The organism is Paenibacillus guangzhouensis (assembly GCF_009363075.1).
GTDB lineage: Bacteria > Bacillota > Bacilli > Paenibacillales > Paenibacillaceae > Paenibacillus_K > Paenibacillus_K guangzhouensis.
Genome location: NZ_CP045293.1, coordinates 729036 through 744708 on the forward strand (window position 1 = coordinate 729036; position 15673 = coordinate 744708).

At 47.2% G+C, this 15673-nt stretch carries 16 protein-coding genes; all 16 read left to right on the plus strand.

Features of this window, described 5'->3' with window-relative positions; translation table 11 throughout:
* Positions 1 to 22: 22 nt before the first annotated feature.
* The 16 genes from floA to dnaG all read left to right on the plus strand — a co-directional run bounded on the left by floA (position 23) and on the right by dnaG (position 15665).
* A complete protein-coding gene (gene floA, locus GCU39_RS02985) occupies positions 23 to 1021 on the plus strand; it encodes a flotillin-like protein FloA (protein WP_152392148.1) in 999 nt (332 codons plus the stop codon).
* A 3-nt stretch (positions 1022 to 1024) separates the two neighbouring features.
* Positions 1025 to 1519 (plus strand): hypothetical protein, encoded by a 495-nt coding sequence (locus tag GCU39_RS02990; protein ID WP_152392149.1) that lies wholly within the window; start codon positions 1025 to 1027, stop codon positions 1517 to 1519.
* Between the two features lie 434 nt (positions 1520 to 1953).
* Positions 1954 to 2247: a sporulation protein YqfC gene (gene yqfC / locus GCU39_RS02995; protein WP_152392150.1), complete on the plus strand. Its 294-nt coding sequence runs from the start codon at positions 1954 to 1956 to the stop codon at positions 2245 to 2247.
* Positions 2244 to 3425 carry a sporulation protein YqfD gene (gene yqfD, locus GCU39_RS03000; protein ID WP_152392151.1) on the plus strand — a complete coding sequence of 394 codons (1182 nt, stop codon included), beginning with the start codon at positions 2244 to 2246 and terminating at the stop codon, positions 3423 to 3425. The genes yqfC and yqfD overlap by 4 nt, the downstream gene beginning before the upstream one ends.
* Before the next feature lie 14 nt (positions 3426 to 3439).
* The gene (locus GCU39_RS03005) at positions 3440 to 4414 is read left to right on the plus strand and encodes a PhoH family protein (RefSeq protein ID WP_152392152.1); all 975 of its coding nucleotides are present in this window, start codon (positions 3440 to 3442) and stop codon (positions 4412 to 4414) included.
* Positions 4415 to 4428: 14 nt separating this feature from the next.
* Complete coding sequence (locus tag GCU39_RS03010; RefSeq protein ID WP_152392153.1) at positions 4429 to 6663, plus strand: HD family phosphohydrolase; 2235 nt, start codon at positions 4429 to 4431, stop codon at positions 6661 to 6663.
* Between the two features lie 11 nt (positions 6664 to 6674).
* Positions 6675 to 7172, plus strand: a complete 498-nt coding sequence (ybeY, locus tag GCU39_RS03015) for an rRNA maturation RNase YbeY (protein ID WP_152392154.1) — start codon at positions 6675 to 6677, stop codon at positions 7170 to 7172.
* Complete coding sequence (locus GCU39_RS03020) at positions 7172 to 7549, plus strand: diacylglycerol kinase family protein (protein ID WP_152392155.1); 378 nt, start codon at positions 7172 to 7174, stop codon at positions 7547 to 7549. The genes ybeY and GCU39_RS03020 overlap by 1 nt, the downstream gene beginning before the upstream one ends.
* Before the next feature lie 13 nt (positions 7550 to 7562).
* Positions 7563 to 7976: a cytidine deaminase gene (cdd, locus tag GCU39_RS03025; protein ID WP_407671630.1), complete on the plus strand. Its 414-nt coding sequence runs from the start codon at positions 7563 to 7565 to the stop codon at positions 7974 to 7976.
* A gap of 26 nt (positions 7977 to 8002) precedes the next feature.
* Positions 8003 to 8908 carry a GTPase Era gene (era, locus tag GCU39_RS03030; RefSeq protein ID WP_152392156.1) on the plus strand — a complete coding sequence of 302 codons (906 nt, stop codon included), beginning with the start codon at positions 8003 to 8005 and terminating at the stop codon, positions 8906 to 8908.
* Positions 8909 to 9031: 123 nt separating this feature from the next.
* Positions 9032 to 9172, plus strand: a complete 141-nt coding sequence (locus GCU39_RS03035) for a YqzL family protein (RefSeq protein WP_152392157.1) — start codon at positions 9032 to 9034, stop codon at positions 9170 to 9172.
* Positions 9173 to 9216: 44 nt separating this feature from the next.
* Entirely contained in the window at positions 9217 to 9963 is a 747-nt protein-coding gene (gene recO / locus GCU39_RS03040; RefSeq protein ID WP_152392158.1) for a DNA repair protein RecO, read from the plus strand.
* 294 nt (positions 9964 to 10257) lie between these two features.
* Positions 10258 to 11136 (plus strand): glycine--tRNA ligase subunit alpha, encoded by an 879-nt coding sequence (gene glyQ / locus GCU39_RS03045; protein ID WP_152392159.1) that lies wholly within the window; start codon positions 10258 to 10260, stop codon positions 11134 to 11136.
* 1 nt (position 11137) lies between these two features.
* Entirely contained in the window at positions 11138 to 13216 is a 2079-nt protein-coding gene (gene glyS / locus GCU39_RS03050; RefSeq protein WP_152392160.1) for a glycine--tRNA ligase subunit beta, read from the plus strand.
* Between the two features lie 119 nt (positions 13217 to 13335).
* Positions 13336 to 13800, plus strand: coding sequence for a YaiI/YqxD family protein (locus GCU39_RS03055; RefSeq protein ID WP_193726744.1), 465 nt, complete (start codon positions 13336 to 13338; stop codon positions 13798 to 13800).
* Between the two features lie 35 nt (positions 13801 to 13835).
* Entirely contained in the window at positions 13836 to 15665 is a 1830-nt protein-coding gene (gene dnaG, locus GCU39_RS03060; protein WP_152392161.1) for a DNA primase, read from the plus strand.
* The last annotated feature ends 8 nt before the right edge of the window (positions 15666 to 15673 follow it).

The window sequence follows — 15673 nt, forward strand, 5'->3', positions numbered from 1 at the left end:
TTTTGTGGAGGTAACGCTTTAAATGGATCCAACGTTGATTAGTTTTCTGTTAATTGCTGTTGTTGTTATTATCGTACTCTCGGTGTTCTTAAGTTTCTTCCCGATTATGTTGTGGATTTCGGCGCTTGCTTCGGGTGTGCGCGTAGGAATTATTACCCTTGTTGCGATGCGTCTGCGCCGGGTTACGCCTAGCCGGATCGTCAATCCGTTAATTAAGGCGACGAAGGCCGGTCTTGGGCTTACGATCAATCAGCTTGAGAGTCACTATCTTGCTGGTGGTAACGTTGACCGTGTCGTTAACGCGCTAATCGCAGCACAACGTGCGAATATTCCGCTTGAGTTCGAACGCGCTGCGGCGATCGACCTGGCTGGTCGTGACGTCTTGCAAGCTGTACAGATGAGTGTTAACCCGCGTGTTATTGAGACACCGACTGTTGCAGCTGTAGCGAAAGACGGGATTGAGGTTAAAGTTAAGGCGCGTGTTACGGTACGTACGAACTTGGATCGCCTTGTCGGTGGTGCGGGTGAAGAGACAATCATTGCGCGTGTTGGTGAAGGGATTGTAACGACGGTAGGTTCGAGCGGATCGCATAAAGACGTGCTTGAGAATCCAGATATGATCTCCCGTACCGTACTTGGCAAAGGTCTGGATGCAGGTACGGCGTTCGAGATCTTGTCTATTGATATTGCGGACGTTGATGTAGGTAAGAACATCGGTGCTCATTTGCAGACAGAACAAGCCGAAGCGGACAAACGCATTGCGCAAGCGAAAGCAGAGGAACGCCGTGCAATGGCGGTAGCGCAGGAACAAGAGATGAAGGCGCTTGTGGTCGAGATGAAAGCTCGCGTCGTCGAATCCGAATCCCAGGTACCGCTTGCTCTGGCTGACGCACTTCGCACAGGACATTTAGGTGTAATGGATTATATGAATTTGAAAAATATCGAAGCCGATACGCAAATGCGCGGAACCATCGGGAAGTCCGGTGAGACGGGCACAGGCGACATGAAAGACGGAAAATAGCCTATGAATATATCCGAATTGATTGAGAAGATCGTTCAATTTTTCGTACAGTCTCCAATCCTTGCGGTCATTCTGATTGGTATCGTGGGTAAGCTCATTGCAAGCAGCAAATCGGGGAAAAATCGGATGCCATCCTTCGGCGGAGATAAGCCGTTCGGTGCTCCGGATTCGCCTTCGCAGACGACGGAAGTTGAACGGCAGGATAGGCCCACTCGTGATTTATACGATGAGGAAGGGGCAGATTCCCCTGCTCCGATGATGCAGCCTTCTTACTCTCCATTCAGCGCTCCGGTTTCTGAGTCGGTAGAGCCGATTAGACCTAATTCGGTGACTGCAAGTGTAAGACCTCAGTTTAAAATGGAACCAGAGCCTTCAAATGCCCTTCACACGGCCGATGCGTTCGAATCGGGTGTATCACGTGAGGAGTTGGCCAAAGGCTTGATGTGGGCCGAAATATTAGGTCCTCCGCGTGCCAAGCGTCCATACGGCAGACGGTAGCTCTCTACCGTCACCAACCACACCCCATCGTTCATGAACGGTGGGGTGTTCTGTTCTCCCCTCCATCAAACCGTTCTCCTTGAGAACGGTGGAACCCGCTTGTGTGACGCTTGGATCATGCAACCGCTAGGAGGGGTGTCTCTCGGAAGAGTCTACGTTCGGCCTTTGGAAGCCCTTTGCAGCCTTCTAATCTTATCCGTGCAAAGGGCGGACAAGAGCCGACTGGAGGGAGACACCCCTCCCCAGCGTGAACAACATGATCCCACCGTGCTCGCATCCAAGCCCCGCCGTTCTCACAGAGAACGGTTTTTTGCGCTTCCCTCATAAATGGCTCGCACCCTGCATATTTTGTAAAGTACATCTCATAATTGGATGACTCATGATGTGCGATAGCTGCATCACAATGCAATAAATGCAAGGGGGGCACACCAAGGATGCGTCGTTTTGCTCGCAAAATTCGGAAGATGACTGCTGAATTATTGGATCTACCACAAGACGTCTTATTTGACCTGCCTCGGGTGACGATGATTGGGAATGCTCAGGTGCATATTGAGAATCATCGTGGTGTGCTTCATTTTTCGGATGAACGACTGAACCTATCGATTAGCATCGGGGAGCTTGAATTGACAGGCAGCGGTCTTGTGATTCGAGCGATTTGGCCTGATGAAGTCATCGTGGAAGGAAAAATATTAGGGATTCAATATATGCGAACGGAGGGATCTAATTGAACGGACCTACTGCTTTTATTCGAGGCTACGTCAAAATTACGATTCGCGGCGAACGGTGTGAACAGTTCGTCAATCTTGCCGCGAGTAAGCATGTCGAAATTTGGGACATGCGTCATCTTCCTGGTCAAGGGATACGGATGAAGATCTTGCTGTCGGACTTTTTTCGCATTCGTCCGCTTTTACGGCAGACAAGCTGTCGCGTGCATGTGGAAGCACGTTATGGACTACCTTTTGCTCTGCACAAGATGAGCCGCCGCAAAGCATTCATCGCAGGCTTTTTTCTCTTTTTTATCGGATTGTACTTGCTGTCTAACTTGGTCTGGAAGATCGATGTGCAAGGAAATGTGAATGTTACAGAGGACGAGATTCGCAAGGCAGCGAGCGCGGAGGGGATCTACGTGTTCCAGTGGTCGTTCCGTCTCAAGAATCAAGAAGAGCTCTCTAGACAGCTGACACATCGGCTTCCCGGCGTCTCCTGGGTGGGGGTAGAGAAACGTGGAGCGAATATTACGATCCATGTGGCGGAATCCACGAAACCAGAAGCGAAGCAGCTTATGAATCCGAGGCATTTGGTAGCAAAGGCAGATGCGGTGGTGACGGAGATTTTCACCGAACAAGGCCGGGCGAAAGTGCGGAAGAATACACGGGTTAAGAAAGGAACTATTCTCATTTCAGGAATTGTTGGCTCAGACCAGAACCCGCAAGCAGTCGTCGCAAAAGGCAAGGTCAAAGGGCTCGTATGGCATGAATATCAGGTCTCTGTACCTTTGCTTCAGAGGGAACGTACGTATACAGGTGCGTTTGAAAAACGAAACTATCTCATTACGGGCAATCGCGCCTTGCAAGTGAGCGGTTACGGTAAAGTGCCTTATGAGAAATACGAGATTATCACCGAGCGCAGCGACGCTCAAGTTGGACCTTATAAACTTCCGGTTGGGTGGATGACGGAGAAATTAATGGAGGTTCATGAGATCGAGCGCAATATAACGGAAGAAGATGCCAGAAAAATCGCCATTGAACATGCAAAATCTGACGCGCTTGCCAAAAATGGGCCAGGGGCACAAATCCGAGATGAAAATATTTTGCATCAAGAGGTCAAGAATGGTAAAGTTTATTTGAACATACATTTTGAAGTGGAGCAGTGGATTGCGGAGGAATTACCGATTATCCATCAATAAGGAGACTGGGATTATTGCCTGAACAACACTTATACACCGTAAAAATACCGCTACATAATCCTTCTGAGGGGCTGTCGTTATTTGGTCCACAGGATAAATTTTTGAAAATTATTGAAGAGCAGATTGACGCGCAAATTGGTTCGCGTGAAGCGGAAATTGTCGTCAGCGGGGGACGCCGCGAGGTGGATTCCTTGGAGCAGTTGTTTCAAGTTTTGCTGCAGTTGGTTCGTAACGGTTATATTTTGACAGATCGAGATGTACTCTACGCCTGTGATCTTGCGAAGGATATGCGGGCCGATCAGCTGTTAGATTTATACAAAGGCGAGATCACGACGACCTTCCGCGGGAAGCCAATTCGTGTGAAGACGATTGGACAGAAGCATTATGTGACAACCATCAAGAAGAGAGATGTGGTCTTCGGCGTTGGACCTGCGGGTACGGGGAAGACCTATCTTGCTGTCGTGCTTGCGGTAGCTGCGCTTAAGGAAGGTACCGTGAAGCGAATTGTGCTCACGCGACCAGCTGTCGAAGCTGGCGAGAATCTAGGGTTCTTGCCGGGGGATTTGCAGGAGAAGGTCGATCCTTACTTGCGTCCGCTCTATGATGCGTTGTACGATGTCATGGGACCGGAACAGACGGCGAAGGCGCTTGAACGTGGATTGATTGAAATTGCACCGCTTGCTTATATGCGTGGTCGGACCCTAGACGATTCCTTTATTATTTTGGACGAGGCTCAGAACACGACACCGGAACAGATGAAAATGTTCTTGACGCGCCTGGGGTTCGGCTCGAAGATGGTCATCACCGGTGATGTCACGCAAATCGATTTGCCACGGGGCAAAAAATCGGGACTCATCGAAGCGGCTACAATACTTCGGGATATCGAAGAGATCGGATTTGTACATTTTGCGGAGCAAGATGTTGTTCGTCATTCCTTAGTACAGAAAATTATCGTCGCATATCAGAAGGATTCCGAAAAACATGAATAGAGAGGACTGTCTCTATGTTCCAAAAAAAACTTTCCTCTGTGTTGGGGACTACATTTCAATATAAAATGACAGGATGGAAGTACAGCGTCGGCGTACGCTTTCTTCTGTTTTTGTTTTTAACGCTTCTTTTTTATTTTAGCTTGGCTTCTCACTTGGTGCCGGAGAAATATAACATTCAGGTCGGCTTGCCAAGCGACAAGCAGATTCTTGCACCGACGCAGGTCGCGAACAACAAAGCGACACTTAAGGCGCAGGAGCAAGCCGCAGAGCGAGTTCAACCGATCTATACGATTATTCCGCTGCGTAACCAAGAGATTACGGAGCAGATGATTGCTCGGATTGAGAGTCTGAATCAAGACGATGCGGTTTCTTTTACCGAGAAAGTAGGGATTTATCGCACGGCGATTCCGGATATTCATCAACAGTATATTACAAGCTTCATGAACAATAATCGTTCGAATTTCACGAGCAAGCTGCTCGAAGAGATGCGATCGAAGGTCAGCGAGCAGGAATACCGGATTCCGGAAGAGACCTATATCAAGATTGCAAGGTTGACGGCGGACGATATTGCCCAGATTAAACCTGTTGCGCGCGATATTGTCACGAAGTTAATGAATGATCAGATCACGGATGCAGAGTCGGTGCGTGCCAAAGTGGCGGAGCTCGTCAATACGAGTTCCCTGAACAAACGCGCACAGCGCGAGGTCGTACAGGAGCTTGCGAGATTCTCGCTCACACCAAACAAATTCTTCGATGAAGATAAGACGAGAGATGCGAAGGTACAAGCACGTGAGAATACACAGACCATCTTCATTAAGCAAGGGGATATCGTCGTTCATAAAGGGGAAGTGATTACCCAAGAGACGTATCAGCTGCTGGACGAGCTCGAATTGCTTAAGAATGAAGTGAACTATTGGCCGCAATTTGGTGTGCTTATTCTCTCGATATTGCTGTCGCTCGTGCTCTTCATGTTCATCAGACAAGCTGGCGGCGGGAATTTCAAATTCCATAATGCACAGCTGCTGATGCTCGTCCTGATCTTTTTCTTAAATATCATTGCCATGCAAATCGTCAGTCTGGCACAGTCCAAAGAGGTGCCTTATATCGGTTTCATTGCGCCGGTGGCGATGGGGGTTATGCTCGTAACGTTGCTGATTGATTTATCACTAGCTTATATTTGCGCATTTATCTTCAGTGTCATCGCGAGCATTATTTTTAATGTGGGACAAGGTCAAATCTTTGATTTTCAGTTCGGCTTCGTTACAGCCGTGATGTCCTTTGCCTCGGTATTTGCGATCCATCGCGCCAGCCAGCGTTCGACGATCTTGAAGGCGGGAATTATGATCTGTCTGTTCGGCGCGTTAACGGTCGCGATGCTCACCATGCTGAACGGTGATTCGTTCGCGCAGCGCGATGTGCTCTACGCGATAGGGTTCGCCTTTGCAAGCGGTCTGCTTACGGCGGTGCTCGTTATTGGCTTAATGCCCTTCTTCGAAGTGACCTTTGGCATTCTGTCAGCCCTGAAGCTCGTCGAGTTGTCGAATCCGAACCATCCGTTACTGCGTAAATTATTGACGGAGACGCCAGGGACATATCATCATAGCGTCATGGTAGGTAACTTGTCGGAAGCAGCAGCAGAATCGATCGGTGCGAATGGACTGCTCTGCCGCGTGGGATCGTTTTATCACGATATCGGCAAGACGAAGCGCCCAAGTTATTTCATAGAGAATCAGACGAACATTGAGAATCCTCATGATTCGATTGATCCGAAGCTTAGTAAATCCATTATTACGGCGCATCCGCGCGATGGGGTTGAAATGCTCAAGGATTACAAAATTCCGAAGCCAATTCGTGATATTGCGGAGCAGCATCATGGAACAACCTTTTTGAAGTATTTCTATCATAAAGCGTTGAAGCAAGCCGAAGAACAAGGGATCGAACCAGACTTTACCGAGGATGATTTCCGTTATCCTGGGCCCAAAGCGCAGTCCAAAGAATCCGCGATTGTCGGGATTTCAGACTGTGTCGAAGCCGCGGTACGCTCTTTGCGTAACCCAACGGTGGATCAAATTGAGACCTTAATCTCCAAAATCGTCAAAGACCGTCTAGACGATCAGCAATATAACGAGTGTGATCTAACGATGAAAGAGTTGGACACAGTGGCACACTCTCTGAAGGAGACCGTGATGGGGATATTCCATTCCCGGATCGAGTACCCGGAAGATGTCAAGGCCAAAACAAAATCATAGAGGTGTCGTTCATGAGTTTGCATTTAGAGTGGAATAATGAACAAGAGGAATTGCCAATCTCAGAATCACTGATTGCGCAATTGAATCAACTATTGCAGCTTGCTGCAGAAATGGAAGGCGTTACGGAGGGAGAAGTGGAGTTAACCTTCGTTGACGATGAACAAATCCATCAGCTGAACCGCGATTATCGCGGGATTGATCGGCCTACCGATGTGCTTTCCTTCGCTATGCATGAAGAAAAAGATGAAGAACTCGATATCATCTATGAAGTGGATTCAGAGGATGAGATGTCAGCTATTACCGATACGTTCGGGGATATTATTATCTCTGTGACACGCGCGCGTGCGCAAAGTGAAGAATACGGCCATTCCTTAGAACGCGAAATCGGATTTCTATTCGTACATGGATTCCTGCATCTGCTCGGTTATGATCACCAAGATGAGGCAAGCGAGCAGGAAATGATGGGCAAACAGGAAGCCGTGCTCCGCCAAGCGGGACTGACGAGATAATGAAAAAGCGACGGGTTGCAATTCATCCGTTCGTCGCGGCGTTCTCAGGTATTGCTCGCGCAGTTCGTACGGAGCCTCATATGCCGATTCATCTGATGGCTTCCTTACTCGTTACTGCGGCGGGATTCTTCTTCTCCATCTCAAAGATGGAGTGGTTGGTACTTCTGATCACCATGGCCCTCGTTATTGGGGCGGAGTTAATGAATACGGCGATTGAGTATGCGGTCGATTTAGCGACAGAAGAAATTCATCCGCTTGCTAAAGCTGCCAAAGACATAGCCGCAGGTGCCGTACTCGTCACTGCGGTTTTTGCCGTCATTATCGGGGTGATCATCTTTTATTCCCCTGTGCTGAAATGGATGGAGACGTTATTCTAAGGAGCGATGAACGATGCAAATCGATGGTCCTAAATTATTGGAACAGGCGGCAAACGCAAGATTACAAGCCTACGCGCCTTACTCGAAGTTCCAGGTGGGCGCTGCCCTCCTCGACAGCCAAGGACACATACATCTGGGCTGCAATGTGGAAAATGCAGCGTATGGTCCGACGAACTGCGCGGAACGGACAGCGTTGTTCAGAGCCATTGCAGACGGACATTCGCTGGGCAGCTTCAAGGCGATTGCTGTGATCGGCGATACGGACACACCAATTACGCCATGCGGCGTGTGTCGTCAAGTTTTAGTGGAGTTGTGCGATCGTGATATGCCCGTGTTTATGGGGAACGTTAAAGGAGATTGGACGCAGACGACCGTTGGCGAGTTATTGCCGGGCGCGTTCGATTCACGGAGTTTAGATCATTCATAATTTATAATACGGATTGGAGTATTTCCATGCAAAAGTCAAAACAATTTAAATCCGGCTTCGTCGCGATCATCGGACGGCCGAACGTAGGTAAATCAACCCTTATGAATCAGGTCATTGGTCAGAAAATTGCGATTATGTCGGATAAGCCGCAGACCACTCGGAACAAAATTCACGGTGTCTATACGTCGAATGATAGCCAAATCGTCTTCTTGGATACGCCGGGGATTCACAAACGTCAGTCGAAGCTCGGCGATTACATGAATACCGTCGCGCTCAATACGCTGAATGAAGTTGAAGCGGTTCTGTTCCTTGTGGATGTTGCCGAAGGTCTTGGCGGTGGGGATCGCTATATTATCGAGCAACTCAAGCGTATCAAGACACCGGTATTTCTGGTCTTGAATAAGATTGACCGCGTTGAGCCAGAAGCGCTGCTACCGATTATCGTTGCTTATAAGGATTTGTATCCATTCGCAGAAATCGTACCGATCTCGGCGATGAACGGGAATAATGTCAATACACTGCTCGAGCAAATCTCAAAATATTTGCCGGAGGGGCCGCAGTACTATCCAGACGATCAGGTAACGGACCATCCGGAGCAATTCGTTATCGCAGAGCTGATTCGCGAGAAAATTCTTCATCTGACGCGGGAAGAGATTCCTCACTCCATTGCCGTGGCCATCGAAGATATGAAGGTGCAGGAGAATGGTGTTGTAAATATTATGGCGGTCATTTATGTCGAGCGCGATTCGCAGAAGGGGATCGTAATCGGCAAGCAGGGTGCGCTGCTGAAGGAAGTTGGCAAACAAGCGCGCAAAGACATTGAGAACTTGCTGGGATCAAGAATTTTCTTGGAGTTGTGGGTAAAAGTGAAGAAGGATTGGCGGAATCAGGAGCGGATCTTGAAGGATCTCGGTTTCCGTCATGACGCTTAAGTCGCAGAGAATATTCCAAGATTAGGAGTCTCGCTTACCGTCATTTTGCAGGATAGTTCTACGTGTTTCGTACATCCTATGAAGGAGAGCATAGTCACTTCCGAACAGAAAGGATGAATACGAATGCGAGATTTTTCGTGGAAGTATTTTGCAATGACGGGGGATGTCGATGCGTATTTGCTGTACAACCAAGTAAATAATCAACACATCGAAGCGAAGCAAGAAGATGTAGAAGAAATCATTCTAGACGAAGCCGTTGAATAACGACGCCTTTAGGTAATTAATTGAGTAATCATGGGGGATAATACATGCTATATAGGGTGGAAGGCATTGTCATCCGCAGCATGGACTACGGTGAGGGGAACAAAATCATCACACTCTGCACGAAAACAAGTGGCAAAGTCGGCGTTCTTGTGCGCGGTGCGAAGAAAGTAAAAAGCCGGCATGCCGCAATGACACAGTTATTTACGTACGGGGAGTTCGTGTATTTCAAGACCGGACAGCTCGGGACTTTGAATCAAGGTGAGATTCTAGAATCTCACCATGTTTTGCGTGAACAGCTTCATTTGGCGGCTTATGCATCCTATGTCGCGGAATTATTGGATCGTGGGATTGAAGCAGGCGAAGTCGGAGCGTACCTATTCGAGCAGTTAAATGCTTGTTTAACCGCACTTGAGCAAGGCAAAGATCCGCAAATTACAACGCATTTATTCGAGATGAAGATGCTGCAGGCAGCAGGTTATCATCCGGAGCTTCAGACCTGCGTATCCTGCGGTCGCGATGATGCCCCGATGTTATTCAGCAGTCGACTCGGTGGCACGTTATGTCTTCATTGCCAGAACCGGGATCCCGCAGCGATCATGATTTCAGAAGGCACGCTTAAGCTGCTTCGGTTGTTCGATCGGATGGATATGCGGCGGTTAGGGAATATTTCAGTCAAGCCTGAGACGAAGGCGCAGATGAAGCAGTGCATGCGTTCATTCATGGATATGCATATGGGTCTTCATCTTAAATCACAGAACTTTCTGGATCAGATGGACAAATACAACATTTAGCGCTATAATAAATTAAGTTATGTGTTTTTTGAAGAAACTTTATAAGTGGTCGGAAAGAGTAGTTCGTTTGGGTTTGGTTTAGCGAGTCGGGGATGGTGAGAGCCCGATCCATCATAACGAATGAAAGGCACTCCGAGTCAAACCACATGGTATGAAAAGCGGATCAAGATTATTGATCAAGTAGGGTGGAACCGCGGGAAATATACTCTCGTCCCTATGTCTGTACAACAGGCATAGCGATGAGAGTTTTTTGTTGTACAGAAACCATTACAGAGAAGAAAAGGAGTATGGAAAATGAATTTTCAACAGATTATTCTGACCCTGCAAAATTTCTGGGCCGAGCAGAACTGTGTCGTTGTTCAGCCTTATGATGTGGAGAAAGGTGCCGGAACGCTGAATCCAATGACTTTCTTGCGCAGCATCGGTCCTGAGCCGTGGAACGTTGCATACGTTGAACCTTCCCGCCGCCCAGCAGACGGACGTTATGGGGAGAACCCGAACCGTCTCTATCAGCATCATCAATTCCAAGTCATTATGAAGCCATCGCCGGACAATATTCAAGAGCTGTATCTTGAAAGCTTGAAACGTCTTGGCGTTGACCCACTCGAGCACGACATTCGGTTCGTTGAAGATAACTGGGAGCATCCAGGTCTAGGCGCTTGGGGACTCGGTTGGGAAGTATGGCTCGACGGGATGGAAGTTACACAATTTACGTATTTCCAACAAGTTGGCGGGATCGAGACTAATCCGGTTGCCGTTGAGATTACGTACGGTTTAGAACGACTTGCTTCTTATATTCAAGCGAAAGAAAATGTGTTCGAATTGGAATGGGTTGACGGAATTACATACGGAGATGTATTCTTACAGCCTGAATATGAGCATTCCAAATATACGTTTGAGACTTCTGATGTGCCTATGTTGTTCCAATTGTTCAATACCTATGAGGAAGAAGCGCGCAAGACGATGGATCAGAACCTGGTATTCCCGGCTTATGATTATGTGTTGAAATGTTCCCATACATTTAACTTGCTCGATGCACGCGGGGCGATCAGCGTAACGGAACGTACAGGATATATTACGCGTGTTCGTAACCTATCGCGTCAAATTGCTGCGACATATTTAGCAGAGCGTGAGAAGCTAGGTTTCCCAATGCTTAAGAAAGGAGAGGTGTAGAATGACTAGAGAATTATTGCTCGAAATTGGGATGGAAGAAGTCCCGGCCCGTTTCCTTCGTAATAGTATGGATCAGTTGAAGGATCGTCTTGTCAAATGGCTGACTGAGGCTCGGGTTGAATTTGGTCAAGTCGAAGCTTATGCGACGCCAAGACGTATTGCCGTACTCATTCATCAAGTGGCTGAGAAGCAACAGGATATTAATGAGGAAGTTAAGGGTCCATCGCGTAAAATCGCTAAAGACGAGAGCGGCAATTGGAGTAAAGCGGCATTAGGATTTGCACGCAGTCAAGGTGTTGATCCAGAGCAATTCTACTTCAAAGAACTTGGCGGCGTTGAATATATCTATGCGAATAAGAGCAGCGCTGGTGTAGAGACTGCTTCCGTTCTGTCCGAAGGGCTCATGCATTGCATTTCGTCGATGAACTTTCCGAAAAATATGCGCTGGGGCGCTTACGATTTTAAATTTGTTCGTCCAATTCGCTGGATGGTTGCGTTATTCGGCTCTGAGATTATTCCGCTTGAGATTTGTGGTGTTGCGGCAGGGAATGTCACGCGTGGACATCGCTTCTTAGGTCAAGAGACGGTTGTTTCTTCACCATCGGAATATGTCGCTAAACTGCGTGAGCAATTTGTCATTGCTGATCTAGCAGAACGTGAGCAATTAATTTTGAACCAGATCAATGCGCTTGCTGATGAGAAGCAATGGAAGATTGCGATCAAGGAAGACTTGTTAGAAGAAGTCTTGTTCCTTGTCGAGTATCCGAGTGTTTTGTTCGGTACGTTCGATCCTTCATTCTTGGAAATTCCGCAAGAGGTGCTTATCACATCGATGCGCGAACATCAGCGATATTTCCCAGTGCTGGATGCAGCTGGCCAACTGCTGCCGTTCTTTGTTACCGTTCGTAACGGCGATCGTCATGCGATCGATACCGTGGCGAAAGGGAATGAGAAAGTACTGCGTGCCCGTCTGTCTGACGCGAAATTCTTCTATGACGAAGATCAGAACTTCCCGATCGCGGATGCTCTTGCGAAATTGGAGACGATCGTATTTCATGAGGAGCTTGGAACGGTTGGTGATAAAGTCCGTCGTATTCGCGCGATTTCGGATCAGCTTGCGGCGCGTCTGCATACCGATTCGGACACTTCCAAACTTGTTAGCCGTACCGCGGATATTTGTAAATTCGATCTTGTCACGCAAATGGTCTATGAATTTCCTGAATTGCAAGGTGTGATGGGTGAAGATTATGCGCGTAAAGCGGGAGAGCCTGTACAAGTTGCGGCAGCGATTAATGAACATTATCAACCGCGGTTCTCAGGCGACAATTCGCCAGCGTCACTTATCGGAGCGATTGTCAGTATTGCGGATAAAATGGATACGATCGTAGGCTGCTTCTCGATTGGCATTATTCCGACTGGTTCGGCAGATCCATATGCCTTGCGCCGTCAAGCCGCAGGTATCGTCCAAATCATTTTAGATCACAAGCTGCCAATCGGTCTCACAGAATTGTTCGATATGGCGATGGATATTCATGATTCTGCACAATTGTTGAAACGAAACCGTGATGAAATACGTATAGACTTATGTGAATTCTTCTCGCTGCGCGTGAAGAACGTGTTTACAGACAAAGTTCGTTACGATGTCGTGGATGCCGTCATGGCTAGTGGATTCGATCATCTTGTGTCGGTAGTAGCGCGTGGAACGCAATTGATGAAGGTTGTGTCAGAGCAATCGGAGTTCAAAGTTACCGTCGAGTCGTTCAACCGCGTATCCAACCTGGCATCCAAAGCAGAATCCTTTGCGATCCAAGCTTCGAAATTTGTAGAATCGGTTGAGCAAGATTTGTATGATCAACATCAATCGGTTCATGCAAAATATCACGAGGCGCTGCAGGCTGGAGACATGGTGTCTGCTCTTGAACAGCTAAGTAATCTTCAAAATGTGATCACTGCTTATTTCGATAAAGTCATGGTGATGGCTGAAGATACGGAAGTTCGTGCGAATCGCTTGGCGCAGCTGCATGCCATTGCAGAAGATTTGAAGTTATTTGCTGATTTCTCCAAAATTGTGTGGGCTTAAAGATAAGTTGTCGCTTTGAGCAGGATTTTTTAAATCTCTATCGTATATAATATGAGGGAGGAGAATGTAAGTTCTCTTTCTTCATATTATTTTTATGAATCAGGTGGTCTTACATCGCAATGACATCGTATCGAATCGTAGTGGATGCAGATGCATGCCCAGTGAAACAAGAAATCACTCAAGTTGCAAAGGTATTCTCGGTTCCCGTCTTGATGGTCGCTTCATTTGATCATCGACTGCAGCCGGCAGAAGGCGTTGAAATTGTCCAAGTCGATCGATCGGATCAATCTGTTGATCTCTATATTGCCAATCGAATTCAAGCGAAGGATATTCTCGTGACCCAAGATTTTGGTCTTGCGACGATCGGCCTTGCCAAGCGAGGAATTGTCTTATCGCCACGGGGTCAGCAATATACGGATGAGACGATTGATTTCCTGCTGGATCGCAGGCATACGCAAGCCAAACAACGCCGAAGCGGTAAGCATAGCAAGGGCCCTAAACCCTTCACAGATGAGGATCGACAAATTTTTCAACACAAACTGACAAAAGTTTTAAAGAACTTGCAGGAGAATGTGCTGGAATAGCGAATAAATATTACGTATGGATGAAGGTGGTTGTGATGAGTACCGGTAATGGCAACATTCCGGAGGACGTTATTGAGACGGTGCTGCGGCATCATGATATCGTCGATACCGTCGGCAAATATGTTCATCTAACGAAACAAGGGAAGTATATGAAGGGACTCTGTCCTTTTCATTCCGAGAAAACACCGTCATTTACGGTTACGCCTGTGAAACAGATTTTTCATTGTTATGGCTGCGGTAAAGGCGGAAATGCAATTAAATTCATTATGGAAATTGAAGGATATTCATTTCCTGAAGCTGTGCGAATGCTTGCCGAAGATGCGGAGATTCCGATCCAATGGAACGCTCAACTAGAGCACTCCCCACGTAATCAGCGGCGTGAGGATTTGCTGAAGGCTCATGAATTAACTGCTATGTTGTATCACTTTCTGCTTAAAAATTCGGATCATGGTCAACCCGCAATGGAATATTTGCGTGGCCGTGGATTTACGGATAAACTAATTGACCAATTTCAGATTGGTTATGCACCGAATCGTTGGGATACGTTGTCTCAATTCCTGACGAAAAGAGGGTTTGATCTCTCGGAGATGGAGAAAGGCGGATTATTATCACCTCGCTCCGATGGTTCCGGGTATGTGGATCGGTTCCGGGACCGTATCATGTTTCCGATTTGGGATCGCAACGGTAAAGTCATTGCTTTTGCCGGTAGGATCATGCATGATGGTCAACCCAAATATTTAAATTCTCCAGAAACAATGCTCTTTAACAAAAGCCGTGTGTTGTACAATTTGAATCATGCGAAATCTTCGATTCGCAAACAGAATCAAATTGTGTTATTCGAAGGATATGCGGATGTTATTCAATCTTGGGATGCTGGCGTCACGAACGGAATAGCAACCATGGGGACGGCACTAACAACCGAACATTTGAATCAGCTCAAGACGCAAGCGGAAGAAATCGTCATCTGTTATGACGGGGATGATGCTGGACAAGCAGCGGCAATGAAAGCCATTCCGATGCTCGAACAAGCGGATTTCCGAGTATCCGTCGCGATCCTGCCTGATCGAATGGATCCTGATGAATACATAAAAACACAGGGTAAAGAGCGTTTCCGTCATCAAATCATTGAATCAGCTGTTGCTCCAACGAAATTTAAGCTTATATATCTGAAAAAAAGCCATATACTGCTAGAAGACGGTGGAAAACAGCGGTATGTACGAGAAGCGACCAAATTGATCGCGGAGTTGCAGTCACCAACGGAACGTGAAGTGTACTTGAAAGATCTTGCAGCACAGTTCCCAATCTTTGATTATGAGACACTCAAGCAGGAATGTAATGAATTTCGAATCGCCTTGCAAAAAAAGAAACCAGTTGGGGATAATAACGACAATTGGTGGAATAATGTTATGAATGAAAAACGCGTAACGGAACCACCAAACTTACTGCCAGCATTTCATAATGCAGAACGCACATTGCTCGCGATGATGCTGCAGGATTTGGATGTGACTCGTTATGTAGAAGAACGTCTCGGATATGAATTTAACGTAGAGGATCATGCAGCGCTTGCTGCTTATCTATATGCATACTATGCGCAAGGTAAAGAACCAGATATTAGCCGCTTTATTGCTTCTTTGTCAGACGACCGGTTGGAGAAGATTGCAATATCGATCTCCATGATGGAAGTCCCGATGGACTTTAATACTCAAGTGCTTGACGATTATATTCGGGAAATTCATAAGGTACCCAAGCAGCTTGAAATTAAACGGAAGAAAGAAGAAGTGTTAGAGGCGGTGCGTGCTGGTGATTCTTCGCGTGCTGCACAGCTTGGAATTGAGATTATAGCCCTAGAGAGAGACCTGAAATGATGCACCAA

What these genes read in the sequence shown, in the direction of transcription:
- floA (WP_152392148.1), top strand. Translation starts at nt 23, where the DNA reads ATGGATCCAACGTTGATTAGTTTTCTGTTAATTGCTGTTGTTGTTATT.
- GCU39_RS02990 (WP_152392149.1), top strand. Translation starts at nt 1,025, where the DNA reads ATGAATATATCCGAATTGATTGAGAAGATCGTTCAATTTTTCGTACAG.
- yqfC (WP_152392150.1), top strand. Translation starts at nt 1,954, where the DNA reads ATGCGTCGTTTTGCTCGCAAAATTCGGAAGATGACTGCTGAATTATTG.
- GCU39_RS03010 (WP_152392153.1), top strand. Translation starts at nt 4,429, where the DNA reads ATGTTCCAAAAAAAACTTTCCTCTGTGTTGGGGACTACATTTCAATAT.
- ybeY (WP_152392154.1), top strand. Translation starts at nt 6,675, where the DNA reads ATGAGTTTGCATTTAGAGTGGAATAATGAACAAGAGGAATTGCCAATC.
- GCU39_RS03020 (WP_152392155.1), top strand. Translation starts at nt 7,172, where the DNA reads ATGAAAAAGCGACGGGTTGCAATTCATCCGTTCGTCGCGGCGTTCTCA.
- cdd (WP_407671630.1), top strand. Translation starts at nt 7,563, where the DNA reads ATGCAAATCGATGGTCCTAAATTATTGGAACAGGCGGCAAACGCAAGA.
- era (WP_152392156.1), top strand. Translation starts at nt 8,003, where the DNA reads ATGCAAAAGTCAAAACAATTTAAATCCGGCTTCGTCGCGATCATCGGA.
- GCU39_RS03035 (WP_152392157.1), top strand. Translation starts at nt 9,032, where the DNA reads ATGCGAGATTTTTCGTGGAAGTATTTTGCAATGACGGGGGATGTCGAT.
- recO (WP_152392158.1), top strand. Translation starts at nt 9,217, where the DNA reads ATGCTATATAGGGTGGAAGGCATTGTCATCCGCAGCATGGACTACGGT.
- glyQ (WP_152392159.1), top strand. Translation starts at nt 10,258, where the DNA reads ATGAATTTTCAACAGATTATTCTGACCCTGCAAAATTTCTGGGCCGAG.
- glyS (WP_152392160.1), top strand. Translation starts at nt 11,138, where the DNA reads ATGACTAGAGAATTATTGCTCGAAATTGGGATGGAAGAAGTCCCGGCC.
- GCU39_RS03055 (WP_193726744.1), top strand. Translation starts at nt 13,336, where the DNA reads ATGACATCGTATCGAATCGTAGTGGATGCAGATGCATGCCCAGTGAAA.
- dnaG (WP_152392161.1), top strand. Translation starts at nt 13,836, where the DNA reads ATGAGTACCGGTAATGGCAACATTCCGGAGGACGTTATTGAGACGGTG.